This window comes from Microbulbifer hainanensis, from assembly GCF_014904735.1.
In the GTDB taxonomy this organism is placed as follows: domain Bacteria; phylum Pseudomonadota; class Gammaproteobacteria; order Pseudomonadales; family Cellvibrionaceae; genus Microbulbifer; species Microbulbifer hainanensis.
Genome location: NZ_JACZCR010000025.1, coordinates 43,897 through 62,917 on the forward strand (window position 1 = coordinate 43,897; position 19,021 = coordinate 62,917).

The 19,021-nt window shown below is 53.7% G+C and carries 18 protein-coding genes and 5 tRNA genes; 18 read left to right on the forward strand and 5 right to left on the reverse strand.

The window, feature by feature from the left end; translation table 11 throughout:
* Positions 1-86: 86 nt before the first annotated feature.
* The 4 genes from IG168_RS08730 (at position 87) to IG168_RS08745 (ending at position 2,476) form a co-directional block, all read left to right on the forward strand.
* Positions 87-557 (forward strand): hypothetical protein, encoded by a 471-nt coding sequence (locus tag IG168_RS08730; RefSeq protein ID WP_193163977.1) that lies wholly within the window; start codon positions 87-89, stop codon positions 555-557.
* Between the two features lie 134 nt (positions 558-691).
* Positions 692-1,162, forward strand: coding sequence for a GAF domain-containing protein (locus IG168_RS08735; RefSeq protein WP_193163979.1), 471 nt, complete (start codon positions 692-694; stop codon positions 1,160-1,162).
* Positions 1,162-1,920, forward strand: a complete 759-nt coding sequence (locus tag IG168_RS08740) for a methyltransferase domain-containing protein (RefSeq protein WP_193163981.1) — start codon at positions 1,162-1,164, stop codon at positions 1,918-1,920. Before IG168_RS08735 ends, IG168_RS08740 begins: the two co-directional genes overlap by 1 nt.
* Before the next feature lie 100 nt (positions 1,921-2,020).
* On the forward strand, positions 2,021-2,476 hold the full coding sequence (locus tag IG168_RS08745; RefSeq protein ID WP_193163983.1) for a hypothetical protein: 456 nt from the start codon (positions 2,021-2,023) through the stop codon (positions 2,474-2,476).
* Positions 2,477-2,509: 33 nt separating this feature from the next.
* Here the strand turns inward: IG168_RS08745 and IG168_RS08750 are convergent, their stop codons facing one another.
* The 3 genes from IG168_RS08750 to folD are packed head-to-tail and all read right to left on the reverse strand — an operon-like array spanning position 2,510 to position 5,112.
* A complete protein-coding gene (locus IG168_RS08750; RefSeq protein WP_193163985.1) occupies positions 2,510-3,526 on the reverse strand; it encodes a class I SAM-dependent methyltransferase in 1,017 nt (338 codons plus the stop codon).
* A 31-nt stretch (positions 3,527-3,557) separates the two neighbouring features.
* Positions 3,558-4,262 carry a 16S rRNA pseudouridine(516) synthase RsuA gene (gene rsuA / locus IG168_RS08755; protein ID WP_193163987.1) on the reverse strand — a complete coding sequence of 235 codons (705 nt, stop codon included), beginning with the start codon at positions 4,260-4,262 and terminating at the stop codon, positions 3,558-3,560.
* 4 nt (positions 4,263-4,266) lie between these two features.
* Complete coding sequence (gene folD / locus IG168_RS08760; RefSeq protein ID WP_193163989.1) at positions 4,267-5,112, reverse strand: bifunctional methylenetetrahydrofolate dehydrogenase/methenyltetrahydrofolate cyclohydrolase FolD; 846 nt, start codon at positions 5,110-5,112, stop codon at positions 4,267-4,269.
* Positions 5,113-5,456: 344 nt separating this feature from the next.
* On the opposite strand from folD, the gene IG168_RS08765 reads away from it, so the two are divergent.
* From IG168_RS08765 to IG168_RS08775, 3 genes are all read left to right on the forward strand, one after another.
* Positions 5,457-5,533, forward strand: a tRNA-Pro gene (locus IG168_RS08765).
* A gap of 18 nt (positions 5,534-5,551) precedes the next feature.
* Positions 5,552-5,628: transfer RNA gene (locus IG168_RS08770), tRNA-Arg, on the forward strand.
* A gap of 216 nt (positions 5,629-5,844) precedes the next feature.
* Positions 5,845-5,920: transfer RNA gene (locus IG168_RS08775), tRNA-His, on the forward strand.
* Positions 5,921-6,444: 524 nt separating this feature from the next.
* On the opposite strand, the gene IG168_RS08780 is transcribed toward IG168_RS08775, so the two are convergent.
* Together IG168_RS08780 and IG168_RS08785 are read right to left on the reverse strand one after the other, a co-directional pair.
* A complete protein-coding gene (locus IG168_RS08780) occupies positions 6,445-7,038 on the reverse strand; it encodes a hypothetical protein (protein WP_193163991.1) in 594 nt (197 codons plus the stop codon).
* Between the two features lie 170 nt (positions 7,039-7,208).
* The gene (locus IG168_RS08785; RefSeq protein WP_193163993.1) at positions 7,209-7,805 is read right to left on the reverse strand and encodes a hypothetical protein; all 597 of its coding nucleotides are present in this window, start codon (positions 7,803-7,805) and stop codon (positions 7,209-7,211) included.
* A gap of 707 nt (positions 7,806-8,512) precedes the next feature.
* On the opposite strand from IG168_RS08785, the gene cysC reads away from it, so the two are divergent.
* The 11 genes from cysC to IG168_RS08840 all read left to right on the forward strand — a co-directional run bounded on the left by cysC (position 8,513) and on the right by IG168_RS08840 (position 19,012).
* Positions 8,513-9,136, forward strand: a complete 624-nt coding sequence (gene cysC, locus IG168_RS08790) for an adenylyl-sulfate kinase (protein ID WP_193163995.1) — start codon at positions 8,513-8,515, stop codon at positions 9,134-9,136.
* Positions 9,137-9,406: 270 nt separating this feature from the next.
* Positions 9,407-11,794, forward strand: a complete 2,388-nt coding sequence (locus IG168_RS08795; RefSeq protein ID WP_193163996.1) for a DUF6351 family protein — start codon at positions 9,407-9,409, stop codon at positions 11,792-11,794.
* 84 nt (positions 11,795-11,878) lie between these two features.
* Positions 11,879-11,954: transfer RNA gene (locus IG168_RS08800), tRNA-Val, on the forward strand.
* A 27-nt stretch (positions 11,955-11,981) separates the two neighbouring features.
* Positions 11,982-12,058: transfer RNA gene (locus IG168_RS08805), tRNA-Asp, on the forward strand.
* A 293-nt stretch (positions 12,059-12,351) separates the two neighbouring features.
* Entirely contained in the window at positions 12,352-13,293 is a 942-nt protein-coding gene (locus tag IG168_RS08810; RefSeq protein WP_193163998.1) for a 1-aminocyclopropane-1-carboxylate deaminase/D-cysteine desulfhydrase, read from the forward strand.
* Between the two features lie 118 nt (positions 13,294-13,411).
* On the forward strand, positions 13,412-14,290 hold the full coding sequence (gene rfbA, locus IG168_RS08815; protein ID WP_193164000.1) for a glucose-1-phosphate thymidylyltransferase RfbA: 879 nt from the start codon (positions 13,412-13,414) through the stop codon (positions 14,288-14,290).
* 2 nt (positions 14,291-14,292) lie between these two features.
* Positions 14,293-14,850: a dTDP-4-dehydrorhamnose 3,5-epimerase gene (gene rfbC, locus IG168_RS08820; RefSeq protein WP_193164002.1), complete on the forward strand. Its 558-nt coding sequence runs from the start codon at positions 14,293-14,295 to the stop codon at positions 14,848-14,850.
* Positions 14,840-15,766: a dTDP-4-dehydrorhamnose reductase gene (gene rfbD / locus IG168_RS08825; RefSeq protein ID WP_193164005.1), complete on the forward strand. Its 927-nt coding sequence runs from the start codon at positions 14,840-14,842 to the stop codon at positions 15,764-15,766. Before rfbC ends, rfbD begins: the two co-directional genes overlap by 11 nt.
* Before the next feature lie 18 nt (positions 15,767-15,784).
* Positions 15,785-16,882, forward strand: a complete 1,098-nt coding sequence (rfbB, locus tag IG168_RS08830; protein WP_193164007.1) for a dTDP-glucose 4,6-dehydratase — start codon at positions 15,785-15,787, stop codon at positions 16,880-16,882.
* A gap of 435 nt (positions 16,883-17,317) precedes the next feature.
* The gene (locus tag IG168_RS08835) at positions 17,318-18,196 is read left to right on the forward strand and encodes an NAD(+) kinase (protein WP_193164009.1); all 879 of its coding nucleotides are present in this window, start codon (positions 17,318-17,320) and stop codon (positions 18,194-18,196) included.
* A 57-nt stretch (positions 18,197-18,253) separates the two neighbouring features.
* On the forward strand, positions 18,254-19,012 hold the full coding sequence (locus IG168_RS08840) for an ABC transporter permease (RefSeq protein WP_193164011.1): 759 nt from the start codon (positions 18,254-18,256) through the stop codon (positions 19,010-19,012).
* The last annotated feature ends 9 nt before the right edge of the window (positions 19,013-19,021 follow it).

Consider the following 19,021-nt stretch of genomic DNA (forward strand, 5'->3'; position numbering starts at 1 on the left):
GATAGCCGCTCCTTGCCGTATAAAGCTTGTGAATCCCCGGAAAACGGGGCGATTAACAGATTAAAGGGAATTGCTTGGAGTCAGCGATGCGTCAGTTTTCCATTCTGGTGATTTTTGTTGTGGCCTTCGGCAGTGCTGCGGCTCTGTATGAGCACGAGAGTCGCAAGGTCAAAGGCGTGTTGTCGCAAATTACCGAATTGCAGGCTCAACTGGGTGATCTGCAAGCGGAAGTCAATCGTCTCAATGGTGAACTGGAGGCGGTCAAGCTTGCCGAGCGGCGACGCCCGAGCCTGAAGGCAATGGCCAGCCAGGCGCGCCGCGAAGCGGGCCGTGCCGTTCAGCCCCGTACCGATAAGCAGGTTGCAGTGCAGGGCAGTGGTCACAGTCGTGAACTGATCGCGAGTGACGTCACCAGTGCGCCCCCCGCGATCCACGGCCAGGGGGACGACAGTGCTGACGACGCCGAGTGGAGCCAGCCGACTGTGGATGCCGACCGGTACCGGGAGGTCACCGAAGGCGATGACGCCGAGGCGCCCATTACCGATCCCTATCAGTAACCGAAAGACTTGTGGCGTATTGAAACGCGCCGATTAGCCCCCAGATTGTCTGCACCGTTATGATGCTCTGGGGGCTTTGTCGTTTATGGACGCCGATCCCGGGGTATTCCGTCAGTTTCCGGAGGTGAGCGCACGTGTCGACCCGTCAATTTTATTCATCCCTCAGCGAACAGCTGGCCGGTTTGCTCTCCGGAGAGCGTGACTGGTTGGCCAATACCGCCAATGCCAGTGCACTGCTGTTTATGGAGCTGGAAGACATCAACTGGGCCGGATTCTATTTCCTGCACGGTGACGAACTGAGCCTGGGGCCGTTCCAGGGCAAGCCCGCGTGTACTCGCATACCGGTCGGGGCCGGTGTCTGTGGCACGGCCGTTGCGAGTGGCGAGGCGCAACTGGTCGAGGACGTGCACCAGTTCCCCGGCCATATTGCCTGCGATGCTGTCTCTGCTTCCGAGGTGGTCATCCCCCTGTACGCCGGTGACCGCTGTCTGGGGGTCCTGGATATTGACAGCCCCACCGTGGCGCGCTTCAGTGCCGACGACCTGGCCGGTCTGCAGCAGTTTGCACAGGTGTTGCTGGAAAGCTCGGACCTGTCCGCCGCCTGATGGCCCTGGTCTGGGAAAAACGCGTTGGTGATTGCCATTATCAGGTGCGCAGCCACGGAGCCAGTGTCCGCCTGTTCAGCAACGGTGTCTTTCACTCCCAGTGGAATCCGCGCGACCCGCTGAAGGGCTCCCTGTGGGAGTTGCTGTTGTTGCCGGCTTTTTTTTGTCCGCCGGCACAGATCCGTTCGGTGTTGCTACTCGGCGTGGGCGGCGGCGCGCTGATCCGGTTGCTGCAGCGCTTTGTCCAGCCTCAGAGTATCGTCGGTGTCGATCTGGATCCGGTGCATTTGCAGGTGGCGCGACGTCATTTTGGTGTGCGCGAGGCGACGCTGGTCTGTGCAGATGCGCGTGACTATGTTGCAAACCTCGTTGCAAATCTCCGTGCTTCCGGAAAAAAGGGTTCCTTTGATTTGGTAATTGACGACCTGTTCGGTCATGTCGGTGGCGAGGCCCAGCGCACGGTGACTGCCGATTCGGACTGGTGTCGCAACCTGTTGGAACTGGTGGCCGATACCGGTGTGCTGGTGGCCAATTTTGGCGGCCGTCGCGAGTTCCTTGCCAGCGGCTGGCGAGCGCCGGAGTTGCGCCGGGAACTGAAGGGCAGCTGGACTGCGTCGTTGCCTGCCTATGAAAATTGCATATTCGCCGCCAGCCGTTCCGCGCTTTCCATGGGAACGCTGCACCGGGAAGCGCCGGCGGCCATCAATCCGCAGAACCCTTCTGGACGACTGCAGGCTCGCTGGCAGCGCCAGCGTTGAGCAGACCCTCCGGTCCGTGCCAGAGACCGGATCCGTTGGCGTCATTTAAAACCGTGTGTCTATACTGAAGCGAAGGCAGATGTTTTTCCGGATTCGGTCGATGCGCTACAAAACCGTGGAAGATGTGATTCAGGAAGGAAGAGATTTCCATGCGAAGCTCTCCCAGCAGTACGGGCAGTACGAGCAGCTGGTCTCCGACCGGCGAATCGAATTGCTGCTCGACCAGCTTCGCCGACGGGAAGATTCCATGATGCACTCCCTGGAGAATTTTCGCTCCGATATCGCACCGGGAGCGCTGCATACCTGGGTGCAGTTTGCGCCGGAAGGGCGCGAGCCGGAATTTCTGCAGCGGTTGCGCAATGTGGATCTCGATGATCTGGATGAAATTGCCAAGCTGGCACTGGATATCGAGATGTACCTGGCCGACCAGTACCGGGATCTCGCACTGGGTGCGGAAACCCCTTCCGCCCGGGACGCTTTCGAGCGCCTCCTCGAATTGGAGGAACTGGAAGAGCACACCCTGTCCAAGAACCTGTTTAACCTGCGCGATTACTGATATCGAGCGAGGTTGCGGAGTGCTTGCTTCCCGCTATTTACTGCACCGATAAACACAGAATCCGTTTTCTTTCGCCAGTAATTCCGTTTGTGCGAAAAACGGCTCGGCCTTTTTGGCGAGCGGGATAAATTCATTCACCACATAAAGCGCCTGTCCGCCGGACTTTAAAACCCGTGCTCCGTTGCGCAGGAACCGCTCGGTGAGGTCCCCCTCTACCTGAAAGCCTTGGTGGAATGGCGGGTTGCAAATCACGAAATCCGCACTTTGCTCTGCCAGTTCTGCGCCGGCATCCGATGGCATTACGCGGCCTTGCAGTTTCAGGGTCTGGAAGTTCTTTTCGCAGGCGAGTAGCGCGGCGGCGTTGTTGTCGGTCGCGGTGAATTCATAGCGGCCGAGTTCTGCGAGCTGGGCGCAGAGATAGCCATAGCCACAGCCGAGATCCACCACGTGTGCGCCGCTCTCCGGCAAGTGTCCGGCCAACTGCTGTGCCAGCAAGACACTGCCGACGTCCACCTTATTCCAACCGAACAGGCCGGGCTTGCTGTAGAGGCCGTTCAGCTTTTCCGGCTGGCGCAGTTCCGGGTAGTCCCTGTCGTCGAGCGTTGCCCCGCTGGCGCCACCGCGGGGCAGGGGGATGATACCGAGGTAATCCTGGCCGTCTTTCCGCATTTCTTTGGCGTCGCCGAAATATTTGGCTGCCTTGCTGGCGTAGGTTTTGATGCCGCTATTTTTGCGGCCGGTGATAATCAATTCACCGTGTTCGCGCATTATCCCCGGGGCCCGGTTAATGACGTGATGGACGACGGCCTTTTCTTTGGAGACGGGAAAAATAATACGGCGGTAGTGCGGTTCCAGCTGATCCAGGCGGAAGTCGCTGAAGAGCACTTTGGTTGCCTTGCCCTGCGCCAGCTGTGCGATATCCCAGCGATTAGTGAGCAGATCGCCGCCAAAATGAAAGCCCTGCTGGAGCAGGGTCTTGCTGTTTTCGTCGGCAATCCACAGGGTGTCGGTGGGATCTTGTTCGAGTAACTGGCTGAGTAGGATGGCCATATATTGGGTATGAAATTTCCAGGGCGGTGACTCAATGAACCGAGGCGATTTCCTCGGCGGTCAGCGGGCGGTAGTCGCCCGGTTCCAGGTCTTCGTCCAGTGCAATATCGCCGATACGTTCACGGTGGAGTTCCAGGACCCGATTGTCGAGTGCGGCAAACATGCGCTTTACCTGGTGGTAGCGCCCCTCGCCAATGGTAATCCGCACTTCATTGGCGTAGAGGATTTCCAGTTGGGCAGGCTTGGTGCGCTTCTTCTCGTTGTTCAGCCAGATTCCCTTGGCGAACTTTTCCACCGCACTTTCGTCGATGCGTTCTGCCAGGTGAGCGTAGTAGGTCTTGTCGCAGTGGTGTCGCGGTGACGTCACCATGTGTGACCACTGGCCGTCGTCGGTCAGCAGCACCAGGCCCGTCGTATCGATATCGAGCCTGCCGGCAATATGCAGCTTCTGCTTGTTGGGTTCGTCAATAAGGTCGAGTACCGTCGGGTGCTCGCTGTCCTTGGTGGCACTGACGTAGCCCAGTGGCTTGTGCACCATGAAGTAGCGCGGCCCCGCTTCCTGCAGGAGCTCGCCGTCGAGGCACAGGTCGTCGCTGTCAGCAATTTTCATCGCCGGGTCGGTAATCACGGCGCCGTTGACGGTAATGCGCTCCGCTTTGGCGGCGCGCTTCACTTCGGCGCGGGACAGGTCGGTGACCTGGCTGACCGCTTTGTCGAGTCGTAGGAATTTAGCCAACGGATCAACCAATCTTGCGTTCGCCGGAATCGACGGACTGGTAAATCAGGGTGTTGATGGTCATCGGGCCAACGCCGCCGGGTACCGGGGTGTAAGCGGCGACGCGCTCTACCAGTGGGCCAAGCTCAATGTCGCCCACGCCGCCCGGGTGGTAACCGGCGTCGACAACAACGGCACCGTCCTTGATCCATTCGGCCTTGATAAATTCAGGGCGACCCACGGCGCCGACGACGATATCCGCGCGGCTGATATGGTCTGCCAGATCCCTGGTGCGTGAGTGGCAGATGGTCACGGTAGCATTGGCGTTCAGGAGCATTGCGGCCATGGGCTTGCCGAGAATCGGGCTGCGGCCAACCACCACGGCGTGTTTGCCGGCGATGTCGACGTTATAGGCTTCCAGCAGGCGCATGATGCCCTTGGGTGTGGCGCAACCGTAGGCTTCCTCGCCCATGGCCATGCGTCCGAAACCGAGGCAGGTCACGCCGTCGACATCTTTATCCAGGGCAATGGCATCGAAGCAGGCGCGCTCATCGATCTGCTCCGGCACCGGGTGCTGCAGCAGGATACCGTGGACATTGGGGTTGGCGTTGAGCTCTTCGATTTTGGCCAATAGCTGTTCTGTAGTGGTGGAAGAGGGCAGCTCCACTTGCATGGAGTCCATGCCGACTCGGCGACAGGCGTTGCCCTTCATCTTTACGTAGGTCGCTGAAGCCGGGTCGTCGCCGACCAGGATGGTCGCGAGAATGGGCGTCTGGCCGCCACTCTTTTCTTTCAGCGCGGCCACGCGGGCCGAGAGTTCTTCTTCCGTTTTTTGGGCAAGGGCTTTGCCGTCCAGAACCAATGCAGACATAAGTGCTATCTCAAGCTTGTATAAAAGTCGTGGGCTGTGGCCGGTCAAGCGACGCGGTCCGCAGTTTGCGGCCCGGAGGCGCGCCTGCGGAGCGGGTATTTGGCTACCCGGCCCGGATTGCGAAGCCGGCTATTTTCGCACAGGCCGCGAATAATTTCCCCTTCCGGTCACTGGGTTAGACGGTGGAGTAAACTTCTGCAAAAAGAATAGCTTAGCGGCGTTGACTCCCTTGGGGGGTGTCAGTATTATGCGCGCTCTCTCGGGGGCGGCGACTGTCGATCCGCGGGAATGCGGGGGAAGCTGTACGAAACCCCGCTGCCAGATCCTAGGATTTGGGCTTTGTACGGGGCATAGCGCAGTCTGGTAGCGCGCCTGCTTTGGGAGCAGGATGTCGGGGGTTCGAATCCCTCTGCCCCGACCAGATTTACCGGGTTTTCTTGCGCCCGTAGCTCAGCTGGATAGAGCATCCGCCTTCTAAGCGGATGGTCGCAGGTTCGAGTCCTGCCGGGCGCGCCAACCTTATGGTTGTGCGATCAGGCTTGGCAGATTCGATTGAGTCCGCTGGAAGCTTTTAGTCGCAGGACTATTCCGGCCCATCAACGTAGCTGATGGGCGCCAAAATGGCCGCAAAGCATTGCTTTGCAGACAGCCATTTCGGCCCTGCCGGGCTAATTAGCCGGGCAGAATCAGTCAGCATTGCCACAAGATGCTGATGAAACGTCACGATTTATGGTGGCCGTAGCTCAGTTGGTAGAGCACAGGATTGTGGCTCCTGAGGTCGCGGGTTCGATCCCCGTCGGCCACCCCATACAAAATCCTTGTATATCAAGGACTTAAAAACCCTGCCTAGTGCGGGGTTTTTTTGTTTCAGTATTTGGTGTGGTAATTTGGGTGCGAGTTAACAGGGCTGTCCGCCAGTCGGTGCGGTTACGGCGCATCGTTATCGAGCGATTCATGCGGTCGGTGAGTTCCTGTATATCCCCAAATCGCTGGCGGCCTCGAACTTCAGGGCACAGAGGCGAAGACAGGCGGGTAGGTCCTGGGGCTTGATAAATTGTGACCAAGCCCTGATAGAGGGTTTTGCGAGAGCAGGAGACCATGGCTTAAGCGGCCATTGGGTAGTCCTCTGCTGCTCCAACTGCCCGATCAGTCCGTCGTGCTCATCATCTGACTGGATGTGGCCGATCATTCTGTGGAGGCGGGCAGCTTGCCGAGGAAGTGCCTTCTGAGGCTTGCTCCTCGGCCTTCAAGTTGTTCCTATTCGCACTAGGTTGGTGATATACGCGGAGTGCGGACTTTCGCTGGCTCCACATCGTTGAAGGTTAGTGCATGTCAATTGAATGTATATCTTAGGCCAAGGTTGTAACTCTCTACATCGGTTTTCTCATCATCCCATGAGCCCGAATCGCCCCACCGTTCAGCTGCATCAAAATACTTTTCCCAAAAAAGATTCAGTCCTACAGTATTTGATATATCCCATCTGATTCCAGCTCCGGCAATCGGTGCGATTTCGTCTGGGAAAAGGATTCCAATCTTTAGGTAGGGTGAAAAGCTTCCAACTCTTCTGCTTAGAGTTCCCTCAAGATGCGACCCATCTATTTTTTCGGTGCTGTAATCCCCTGCAGTGCCATTGAGAATTTCGTGAATACCAGGAATAACGCCGTGCGAGACGTGCTGATTAAACTCGGTATAGCCCAAATTCAACCCGAAAATGTCGTTAAACTGGTAGCCCGCAGAGAAGCTAAATGATCCATTGTCCGTCTTTCTCTCTGCATTGATGATTGCGGTTGATTTATCAAATTCGTCGTACCAACTCCCCCGCTCGTAGTTGAAACTTGTGTACGCTATTTCGCTATACCATTGACCAGCCTCGCTGAGACTTGGTGTTAGTGCTAAAAATGAAGCGAGTATTATATGTCTACGCAATTTGGACAACTCCGTTTGATTCGATAAGTTGTATGTTTTCCTGCTCGGCGGCCAAGTTATGATTGCCTTCACAAAAGCTTACTCGGCATGGATAAATCTGCGCTACTCGTGCTAGCTTCGCTACGTAGATGGAGTTGCGGCATCCCGTGCGCGCAGTCCATATAGAGTCTTCAGAATGTATATCTTAAACCCAGGTTGTAGCTCTCAACATCTGTTTTTTCATCATCATATGACCCTGCAACGCCGTGCCTTTCTGCGGCATTAAAATATTTTTCCCAATAAAGGTTAAGCCCTACGATATTTGATATATCCCATCTGATTCCCGCGCCCGCAATCGGCGCAATTTCATCAGGGAAAAGGACTCCTAATTGTAGGTAGGGCGAAAAACTCCCAAATCTTTTGCTCAAAATTCCGTCAAGATGTAGGCCGTCAATTTTTTCAGAGCTGTAATCCCCAGCCGAGCCGTAAAAAATCGTATAATTTGTGACGGGAACGTAGTGTGTGATATGCGGATTGAACTTGGTGTAGCCAAGCTGTAACCCAAGAATGTCGTTAAATTGGTAGCCAGCAGAGATACTAAATGACCCCTCATTAGTTGATTTCTCTATAGAGATCGCTTTCGAGTGTAGGTCTTTGTCATAGTCATACCAATTGTTTTGCCGTTCGTAATTGAATTGTGAGTATGCTATTTCACTATACCATTGACCAGCCTCGCTTAGACCGGGCGTCAAGACAACAAATAAAATTATTAGAATTTTTTTAAACATGGTGGGCCACTCCGTTTGCCTCAGTAAACTACAAAATATATTGATATAGAATTGTCCGACTTGGAAGTTAATATTTCAAGGTTGGCTGGGATGGTCACTTCAAAATATATTCAGTGGTCTTAAATTTTTACATTTTGACATGACATAGCCCCACCGAAGTGGGGGCTGGGCCGTCGCTTAAACCAAAACATCCTGAACTTTCACCGCGGCACTGGCTTTACTTTCATTCGCTTTAACGGATTTCGGTTCTTCCGCAATCTAACGGAGGGGTAATGTGGTAGTAAAGTACTCTGGTCACCGAATAGGAACACATTGCATGCACCAGTAGGAATTTGGTGTGCCATTTTTGGTCTTGCTAGGAGAGCCTGCGGGTTTACGTCGGCCCGAAGATGCATAAGATTGCGAAGTAGAATGCAGGAAGTTCGTGATTTGTAAATATTCGATACCCGCTTGTGGCAACGGGGGTCGCGGGTTCGATCCCTGTCGGCTCGCCCATATTGCGAGTCGCTTGACGACTCTCGAATATCCCGGTTTATGCCGGGCTTTTCCGTTTCTGAGACTAGACGCTATAAGTAGGCGCTTTACGTTAGCGGCGTCATTGGCGGATAATATGCCCCTAATTTTTGTAGATATCCCTTGGCTCTTAGGGGATATCAATTGATAGCTTTTTTAAATATACGTTTGAAAGTGGAACTTGGGAGTATTCGGTGACTGAGACATTGGAGCGCAAGGCGACAAACGTGCACTGGCACGAAGGTGATGTAACACGCAACGACCGGGCAAGCCTGCTGGGTCACAAAGGCGTGACTATCTGGTTCACCGGCCTGTCTGGCTCCGGAAAGAGCACTGTCGCAGTCGCCGTAGAGAAAGCGCTGGCCGCCCGTGGTGTTCTCAGCTACCGCCTGGATGGGGACAATATCCGCCTCGGTATCAACTCCAACCTGGGCTTTTCCGCGGAAGATCGTCAGGAAAATATCCGCCGCGTCGGCGAAATCTCCAAGCTGTTTGCGGACACTGGCGTTGTGGTGCTCAGCAGCTTTATTAGCCCCTATCGCGAAGACCGCGACTTGGTGCGCCAAATGCACGAGGCAGGTGACCTTCCGTACCTGGAAGTGTTTGTCGATTGCTCGCTGGAGGAAGCGGAATCCCGCGACCCGAAAGGCCTGTACAAAAAGGCGCGCGCCGGAGAGATTCGCGGCTTTACCGGTATCGACGACCCCTATGAGGCGCCGACTTCTCCGGAGCTGCACCTGCATACCGACGAGATGACCCTGGAACAGGAAGTCGAGATGGTCCTCTCCGGCCTGCAGGCCCGCGGCATCATTGCTTGAACTTCAGCCTGACCGATAGCATTGAAAAGGCCCCTTGAGGGCCTTTTTTATTGCCGCTTTGTCGGCAAATCCCTTCCGGCGATGCTCACAAAATTTGTCAGAAGAGCCTACCTAGCGGGCAGTTCTCTCGACATCGACAGTCTTTCTTCCGCCAGCCATTCGTCATTCTCAGCGCTCTAGTAGCTTTCCCCGCCAACCACCGGTGCCTGCGGCTATCCACACATATACTCAAATTGTACCGGGTGTGCAGTTGGCAGTTTGGAGGCAGATATGTCGGTTTGGAGAGCAAGGATTCTCTCTGGAAGTATTCTGGCGGTATTGGCGTTACTGATAGCCGGTGGCTGGATCGGATACCAGAAGCTGCCTAGAATTCCGGGGCCGCCCGAGGCCCCGGTTGTCGGAGTGCCTGCCGGAGCGCTGGAGCATCAGCCGCTCACGGCCTATACCGGGGAGCATCCTCGAAATATCAAGCGTCCGGCTGAATATTTTCCCTTCCCAATAGTCCCGGGAGAAATTGGTCCGACGGAAACCCTGTTTGCCGGCCCTTCCACTTACCCCTTTTATTGCGGCGAAAACAACATCAGCCACGAGCAGCCACTGATTGACAATCAGAAAGGGATCGGAGTCCCGGTTTTTGCGCTGGACGAAGAGGGTAAGCGAACCAAAGAAATCATCGGCTACAGCCGCGATTGCAGTCATACCACGCGAGTCACTTATTTCTACAGGAGCGTGAATGACGGCGAGTTTTATCCGCTGGAAGAGGCCAAAGGAGATATTGACCAGGTTACGGTCAATGGCCAGTCCACGGACTTTATCGTGCGCCTGGAGAGTGGCACCATCGATCGGTTCTTTTACGCTATTGCGGTGCTGAAGGGGCACGGTGAAACGCCGGACAAACCGACAGCGACCAACTGGAATCGCCGCCTGATCTATCAGTTTCGCGGCGGTGTGGGTATCGGGCGCCGGCAGGGTGACATCTCCAAGGGTGACATTATCGAGCGCCGTGCGGATCAGCTGGCGCGGGGTTACGGGATCGTATATTCCACTGCCAATCAGACCAGCAACCACTACAACATCTGGCTGGCTGAGGATGCAGCGCGAAGGGTCAAGAAACAGTTCGTTGCGCTCTACGGCGAGCCGCTCTACACGGTCGGCGTTGGCGGCTCCGGCGGTGCCATCCAGCAGTATTTGCTGGCCCAGAATGCACCGGGCCTACTGGACGCGGCGATTCCGATTTATTCCTATCCCGATATGGTCAGCCAGACCATCTACGTATTTGACTGTGAACCGCTGGAATATTTCTTCGATGTCGTAGATGGCAGCAATCCGCGCTGGCAACGCGCGGAGGAGCGCTCGATTATCGAGGGGCTCTCGGCTAGCGGCAATGTGAAAAGCCGGTTCCATCTGCTGGAATCGGCTGCCGCGCTGTTTGACGGCCGCTATCGCAATGTTGCTGAAGGCGCCACTGAGTGCACCGAGGGCTGGCGAGGCCTGGTGCCATTGATCAACAATCCGCGTTTTGTACATTTTGTCAAAAACTATGCCGATGATATTGGGCAAAACACCCACTGGAGTCACTGGGAGGATTTGCGCCAGTTTTACGGTGTCGACGATACGGGCTTTGCCAACAGCACTTGGGACAATGAGGGCGTCCAGTATGGCCTCGGAGCTTTGGCCCAGGACAAGATCTCCGTTGATACCTTCCTGCGACTGAATGCCACCATCGGTGGCTGGAAGGCCCCCATCAACCAGAATGATGAACGGCTGTGGTTCCTCAACGGGCAGCTCTTTCCAGTGCAGCTATCGGTGTGGAGTGACCAGAACATGAACCTGGGGAACCTCGACAGTCCGGCTCCGCGCACGCGGGCCAGCACGGAGGCCATTGAGGGAATCTATCGCTCGGGTCACATCTTTCTGGGAGATGTAGAGATCCCGATTATCGACCTGAGACATTACCTGGATCGCGATCTGAACATGCACCATGCATCGGCATCGTTTTCGGCCCGGGAGCGCATTCGCAACGCCCGCGGGCACGCCGACAACCAGTTGATCTGGGTGAGCAACGAGCATTACATGCCGCTGGATGAGGCGCTCGATACGATCGACCAGTGGATGCTGAATATTATCGATAACCCCGAGGCAGGCGTTGCCGCCAACCGGCCGAAGGATGCCAATGACGAGTGTTTCGATCGTGAGGGTAACGTCATTTCCGCCGGGCCGGATGTCTGGAATGGCGCCTGGAACGGCAAGCCCACCGGCGAATGTATGCAGCAATACCCCATCTACAGCACGTCACGTCAGGTCGCCGGAGCCCCGATTACCGGGGATGTCTTCAAGTGCGCTCTGCAGCCGGTCAAGACCGCGCTTGTCGAGGGTATATATGGTGAGCATACCCGCGATATTGCCGCGCATATTGAGGACATGGAGCGCATTTTCCCGACCGGCGTCTGTAACTACAATCAGCCGGATCTGGCTCGGCCGAAGGAGGCGCTGATTCATGACGCCGGTCCGGTAAAAATTGCGGGACAAATGATCGAACCAGATTATCGACAACTCGGTGGGCAACTGGCCACAGATGGAGAGGAAGACGAGCGACCGGTTCCTGTGTCACTGCCAGCGAAATCCGCGGGGCAGGGAGGCGGTGGCAAATCCAATTAAATTTTTGGCGCGTAATTTGTTGACACTCGACCCCAATCCGGTATGATTCGCGTCGCTCGAGGGGCAAGGTCCCGAGCCTGAAAAGGGTGGTTAGCTCAGTTGGGAGAGCGACGGCCTTACAAGCCGTAGGTCACAGGTTCGACCCCTGTACCACCCACCACTTTCCACTGGAAAGTGTGTCTACCGCGGACCGGTAGTTCAGTTGGTTAGAATGCCGGCCTGTCACGCCGGAGGTCGCGGGTTCGAGTCCCGTCCGGTCCGCCATATACGAAAAAGGCCCACACGAAAGTGTGGGCCTTTTTCGTATATGTTGAATCGGTGTAGGAAAGCCCTCGTTCGACAAATTCGCCGGGAGCGAATTTGGACGCCGCAGCGCAGCGAAGGCGCCCGAAGGGCGAGGGCCTGGATGGCCCGAGTCTGTCCCGCTCGGTCAGGTATAAAGCTAAGTCTGCCTTGTCGGATTTTTCTCCATTCCACTAACCAGGGCTAACTTCGCCTTTCCCGCCCCGATACAATCGAGTTACTTCAATCGTCAGGCCCGCCCTCCGGTAATGCCAGTGCGCCCACGCTACTTAACAAACCTAAATCTCCAGGACTTCTTCGAAACCGCCTGCGAAATTCCCTACCAGAAGATCGACTCCGAACTTTTTCCGAACATTGAACTCTGGATTCGGCGTGATGATCTGCTTGACCCCCTGATCTCCGGCAACAAGGCTTACAAGCTCATCTACAACCTGATCGAGGTGAGAGAGCAGGGCGCCGACACCCTGGTGACCTGCGGGGGAGCCTGGTCGAACCATATCCACGCCACAGCAGCTGCAGGAGCCCGCTTTGGGTTCAAAACGGTAGGTATCATCCGCGGTGAGAGACCCAGGGTGTTGAGTCCGACCTTGAGCGATGCGGAACGGTTTGGGATGACGTTACGATTTGTTTCACGAGCGGATTATCGCGAGCGCCATAGTTCCGGTTTCATGAATAGATTGGGGCTCGATGGGCCCGGAATCAAATATGTTCCGGAGGGGGGCGCCAATCAGCGGGGAGCGGAAGGAGTAAAGCAGCTGGGTACTATTCTGGAAAAAACGTCGCCGATTGAGTTCGATGAATGTTGGCTGGCTTGCGGCACAGGTTTGACGTTGGGGGCGTTGGCCGGAGCATTGAATTCCAGCGGTATTCGCCTGGTAGGCGTGTCGGTGTTAAAGGATGGAGGGAGTATCGAGCGGGATGCCCGTTATTGGCAAGGAAGATGTGCTGATGTGGAGCGACAGGTTTCTGTGGTGTCTGAAGCCCATTGCGGCGGTTATGCGAAATTCCCCGATTATCTGGCGGCGTTTCAGCGCAATTTTGAAAGAGGTACTGGAGTGCCGCTGGATCCGGTATACACGGCAAAAATGGCCTATGCTCTGCATCGGGAGGACCTTGCCGGATCATTGTCGGGCCGTCGAATTCTGATGCTGCATACCGGGGGATTACAAGGGTGTCGAAAATCGATCAAAAAATAGCCAAATTCATTTTGTAATCGAGTGATGGTTCGACGCCGGATGGTCGCTGATGCATAATTACGCGGGTAAAGAATGATGAAACAAGAAGTATCACGAGACACGCTCTGGGGGGTGTAAATTGCGTAAGGGGATTATCCTTGCCGGTGGAACAGGTAGCCGGCTTTATCCTTTGACCAGGGCTGTCAGCAAGCAGCTGATCCCGATTTACGACAAACCGATGATCTACTATCCGCTGACGACCCTGATGTTGGCGGGTATCCGCGATATCCTGATCATCTCGACACCACAGGATATGCCGGCGTTTCAGAGTCTACTCGGCTCGGGCGAAGCGTGGGGGCTTAACCTGACCTATGCCGAACAGCCTTCCCCAGATGGTTTGGCCCAGGCATTTATCATTGGCGAGTCTTTTATTGGTAACGAAGACTGTGCCTTGGTATTAGGCGACAATATTTTCTATTCCCATGACTTTATGGCGTTGCTTCAGCGTGCGGCAAATAAAGAGTCCGGGGCGACCGTATTCGGATATCACGTCAATGACCCCAGAGCCTATGGTGTCGTCGAGTTTGACAGTGAAGGTAAGGCGCTTTCGATTGAAGAAAAGCCCGAACATCCGAAATCTAAATATGCAGTGACAGGCTTGTATTTTTACGACAACCAGGTCATTGATATTGCCAAGTCGATCGTGCCTTCGCCACGCGGAGAGCTGGAAATTACCGACGTTAACCGCGCATATCTTGAGGCGGGCACTCTTGCAGTTGAGGTCATGGGGCGTGGTGCAGCATGGCTGGATACTGGCACCCACGATAACCTGCTCGCAGCCAATCATTTTGTTCAGACCATTGAGGCGCGTCAGGGACTGAAAATTGCGTGCCCGGAAGAAGTAGCCTACCGTATGGGGTATATCGGCGCCGACCAAATGCAGGAATTGGCCCAACCTCTGCTGAAAAGTGGTTATGGGGAATATCTCCTGCAGGTTCTTGAAGCTAAAGTTTTTTGATTATGGATGTTCTCGATACCTCTATTCCTGAGGTGAAAATACTTCAACCTAAAATTTTTGGCGATGAACGCGGTTTCTTCATGGAGACCTTCCGTGACTCATGGTTTCGTGAGCGGGTAGCCGATGTAACGTTTGTTCAGGACAACCATTCGCGCTCTAGCCGCGGGATACTCCGGGGGCTCCATTACCAGGCTGAGCAGACCCAGGGGAAGCTGGTCCGGGTTGTCGAAGGTGAAGTCTTCGATGTCGCAGTAGATATGCGACAGGGTTCTCCAACATTTGGTCAGTGGGCGGGTGCATTTCTGTCGGTGGAAAATCGTCGGCAATTGTGGGTTCCTGCGGGATTTGCCCATGGCTTTTATGTCACGTCGGAATCCGCAGAGTTTGTCTACAAGTGTACGGATTACTATCACCCGCAGAGCGAATACAGTCTCCTGTGGAATGATCCTGAGGTCGGCATAGAGTGGCCCCTGATCCAAGGTGCCGCGCCGCGTCTGTCAGAAAAAGACTTGAATGGCCTTTCATTGGCAAATGCCCCGAGGCTGCCCTATGAGCGCTGAAGAACGTAGAGCGCTCGTATTCGGTAAAAACGGTCAGTTGGCGCAGGAATTGGTGCGAACCTTGCCCGCAGGGTGGTCGGTTGCTGCGATGGGGCGGGAGGAGGTGGATCTCCTCGATCCGGCTTCGGTAGCCGATGCCATTGGGTCAGTCTGTCCGAACCTGGTAATTAACGCTGCCGCCTATACCGCAGTTGATAAAGCCGAGAGTGAGGAAGCGGAGGCTTTCGCGCTCAATCAAAAATCGGTTGAATATATTGCGGGATATTTGAAAGACCATTCGGGCTGCCCCCTGATACACCTGTCGACAGATTTCGTCTTCGATGGCAAACAGTCGCACCCATACTCGGCTTCCGATCCGACCAATCCGTTGAACGTCTACGGTGCGAGTAAGCTCGCGGGCGAACGTGCCATTATGGATGTTGGATTGCCCAACAGCCTGATCATACGCACTTCCTGGGTGTACTCATGCTTTGGACAGAATTTCGTCAAAACCATGTTGCGTCTGATGGCTGACCCCGCGCGTCATGAATTAAGCGTTATTTACGACCAGATAGGTACGCCGACATGGGCCCGCTCTCTTGCAGAAGCGGTATGGACTGCGGGTTTATCTCTTGTAAATGGTCAAGAGGATTCCGCCCCGGCAATATTTCACTGGTCGGACGCCGGAGTCGCGTCCTGGTACGACTTTGCCATCGCGATCCAGGAACTCGCATACGAGCGGGAAATACTGAAGCGCAAAATTCCGGTGAAGCCCATACCGCATACTGATTACCCTTTACCCGCAGCGCGCCCCGCATTCAGTGTCATGGATAAATCCGCGTTTGAGCGGACATTTGATTTCCACACAAAGCATTGGCGCGCCCAGCTGGCGGCCATGCTGGATGAGCTGAAGATTGCGGCTGAACAGAATAGTTAATTACAGGTTTAAAAACATATGAGCTCAACGGAGACTACTTCGAAGTTATTGGTGACCGGCGGGGCCGGCTTTATCGGTGCCAATTTCGTCCATTATTGGCTGCGGCAGCATCCTAACGATACTGTTGTCGTTCTCGATGCGTTGACGTATGCCGGTAACCTAGCCAGTCTCGATTCGGTAAAAGCCAATTCAAAATTTCGTTTTGTCCAGGGTGACATCTGCGATACAGCTCTGGTGGAAGAGTTACTTCTGAAGCATGAGCTCAACACGATTGTGCACTTTGCCGCGGAATCCCATGTTGACCGGTCGATCACCGGGCCAGATGCCTTTATCGAAACTAATATCGTCGGTACGCACAGCCTGCTCAAGGCTGCCAAGAAAGTCTGGCTGGATCTTCCGGTTGCAGATGGTTTGCCGCCGATGAAACATCGTTTTCACCATGTCAGTACAGATGAGGTCTACGGTACGCTTGCTCCAGAGGATCCTGCATTTTCCGAAAACACAGCTTATGCGCCAAACTCTCCGTATTCAGCGAGCAAGGCGGCTTCAGATCATTTGGTGAGGGCGTATCACCATACCTACGGTATGGAGGTCACAACTTCCAACTGTTCCAATAACTACGGTCCCTATCATTTCCCGGAGAAGCTGATCCCGCTGATTGTCACCAATATTCTGCGGAATAAAGCTCTGCCGGTGTACGGGGATGGCAAGCAGGTTCGTGACTGGCTGTATGTGGAGGATCACGCACGTGGTATCGAATTGGTGCTGCAAAAGGGACTGGTGGGTGAGAACTACAATATTGGTGGTCACAACGAATGGCACAACATCGATATCGTAAATCTGGTTTGTGATCTGATGGACCAAGCGTTTGCCGAACGCCCCGATTTGCTCAAAAAGTATCCGGAGGCGAAGTGCGCCGTTGAGGGAGATTGTCAGTCTCTCATTCAATATGTTGAAGACCGGCCCGGTCATGATCGCCGTTATGCCATTGATGCGCGTAAAAGTCGGGAAGAGCTGGCCTACCAACCTGCAGAAACCTTTGAGTCGGGCATACGAAAAACCATCGACTGGTATTTAGACAACTCTGATTGGTGGACGCCCTTGATCAGAGACTGATGTCTTTGAAGAATGGGCGGGCCGTCCCAACATGTAGAAATGATTAGCAACTAATCCTGCATTCGTGTTGAAGAATTAGACCGATTGACTGTTAATTGAGCGATATTTGTATTGGATGACGGATTAGAATTGCTAATACTATTTTGTTCTTCGGTGCAATCCAGTTAGGGGCTCGCTCCCTTAGTAGATATAGTGCTTGATAAAACTGGAAGCTAGTTTTTCCATGTAGTTGATATTTGCGCCAAACTGCAGGCGACCGATACAATACTGCGTTCGATATGGTGGGTTCGACTACAAGAAATCACTGATGCATACTAAAACCACGTCGATTGCGCTGAAGGCAGACATATGTTCTTGTCGGCCTGGAGGTTAGCGGCGTAGAAAAAATGATCTATTTCATTGGGCAGGCCCGGATTCGGGCACCTTGGGGGAGCGGTGTCGGAATTCCAAAATATCGGCTTGATTGGCCGGACCGAAAGTGGCAGTGCAGTTTTCTCGCTCAAGCGCTTAATGGCATTCCTTGAGCAAGGAGGTTATACGGTCATACTCGAGCAGGAAACGGCCGCTGCAGTGACCGGGCAAGGGCAAGGCGCCCGTATATCTTCCAAAGAAAAACTTGGTGAGCAATGTGACCTGGTAATTGTTGTCGGGGGGGATGGCAGTTTATTAGCTGCTGCCCGAGCGTTGGCCAAGTTTAGCGTGCCTCTGTTGGGTATTAACCGAGGTCGACTTGGGTTTTTGACAGATATTACACCTGACGAAATCGAAACCAAGGTAGGCGAAGTTCTTGCCGGGAAATATATCGCTGAAAGCCGCTTTTTGTTAGATATGTCTGTTTCACGCGACGGCAAACCGTTTGGTAGAGGCTCTGCACTGAATGATGTGGTAATCCATCCGGGTGAATTCATCCGAATGATCGAATTCGATCTGTTTATTGATGGGCAATTCGTATACACACAGCGCTCTGATGGTCTGATCATTTCTACCCCAACGGGCTCTACTGCCTATGCCCTTTCAGGTGGGGGACCTATTATGCATCCGAAGTTGGATGCGATCGTGTTAGTACCATTAAATCCTCATACGCTAAGTAGTCGGCCAATAGTGGTGGAGGGTAGTAGCGAATTCAAGATCGTTGTCAGAGAGCACAACGTAGCACGACCTCATGTGACATGCGATGGACATGATCAAGTTATTACGTTGCCGGGTGACGTTATACGTATCCACAAAAAGCCGCATCGTTTGACTTTGGTCCACCCAATCGACCACAACTTTTACGAAACTTGCCGGTCGAAGCTGAATTGGCAAGTGAGTTAATCAAAAGTAATAGCGAATAATTTAACCGGAAGCGAAGATGTATTACGGTGATCTAGTTTGAACAAAATCGATTATAGGAGCCTCGCGGGATATTTATTTTGGTCTGAGTTGAAATCTGATTTAAATAGGTACTTGTTGGGGCCAGTTTGGTGGGTTCTTGAACCTTCTCTTTATGTCATAGTATTTTATTTGGCATTCGCCCACCTCAGGGGGGGAGGGGATCACGTCTATTCTCTGTTGTGTGGTTTAAGCGGCTGGCACTGGATAGCAGGCGTAATTAATCAAGGTGCTAATTCCCTGGTCAGGAAAAAGGGGATTCTACAAAGTTTCAGTATTCATCCAATAATATTCCCAGTATTAACACTACTTTTGCAAACATTTAAGTTTTCCGTGGTGTTGATCTGTGTGATTACTGTTCTTTGGATAGGGGGCGTACTAAAGCCTGCGGGACTGATAGATATCGTCCTATGGTTAGCTACAACTATGTTTGTTAGTTTCTCATATGCCGTGATCTTGAGCGTTATCATTCCATTTGCGCCAGATATACAGTTGATCATTTCTCGCGCAATGATGCTGTTAATGTTCCTTTCCGGAGTGATTTTTCCAATTGGCCAAATGTCGGCAAAAGCTCAGGCATATCTATATTGGAATCCTTTTGCCCATTTGATTGAGTTTGGGCGAAAAGTTCTCCTCTATGGTGAGAGTTTAGATCCGGTACTTATCTCAACTATGCTCCTTATCCATGCTCCCATATTAATCTTTGGTTATTTAATTCTTGGGAAATTGCGTGGTGAAATTCCCAAGAGATTAATATAGGTAATGTAA

Excerpts from the sequence above, each read along its gene's own strand:
- folD (WP_193163989.1), bottom strand. The coding sequence starts at position 5,112 with ATGTCTGCATTGGTTCTGGACGGCAAAGCCCTTGCCCAAAAAACGGAA.
- rfbD (WP_193164005.1), top strand. The coding sequence starts at position 14,840 with ATGAGCGCTGAAGAACGTAGAGCGCTCGTATTCGGTAAAAACGGTCAG.
- IG168_RS08750 (WP_193163985.1), bottom strand. The coding sequence starts at position 3,526 with ATGGCCATCCTACTCAGCCAGTTACTCGAACAAGATCCCACCGACACC.
- rfbB (WP_193164007.1), top strand. The coding sequence starts at position 15,785 with ATGAGCTCAACGGAGACTACTTCGAAGTTATTGGTGACCGGCGGGGCC.
- IG168_RS08795 (WP_193163996.1), top strand. The coding sequence starts at position 9,407 with ATGTCGGTTTGGAGAGCAAGGATTCTCTCTGGAAGTATTCTGGCGGTA.
- IG168_RS08730 (WP_193163977.1), top strand. The coding sequence starts at position 87 with ATGCGTCAGTTTTCCATTCTGGTGATTTTTGTTGTGGCCTTCGGCAGT.
- IG168_RS08785 (WP_193163993.1), bottom strand. The coding sequence starts at position 7,805 with ATGTTTAAAAAAATTCTAATAATTTTATTTGTTGTCTTGACGCCCGGT.
- IG168_RS08745 (WP_193163983.1), top strand. The coding sequence starts at position 2,021 with ATGCGCTACAAAACCGTGGAAGATGTGATTCAGGAAGGAAGAGATTTC.
- IG168_RS08740 (WP_193163981.1), top strand. The coding sequence starts at position 1,162 with ATGGCCCTGGTCTGGGAAAAACGCGTTGGTGATTGCCATTATCAGGTG.
- rfbC (WP_193164002.1), top strand. The coding sequence starts at position 14,293 with ATGGATGTTCTCGATACCTCTATTCCTGAGGTGAAAATACTTCAACCT.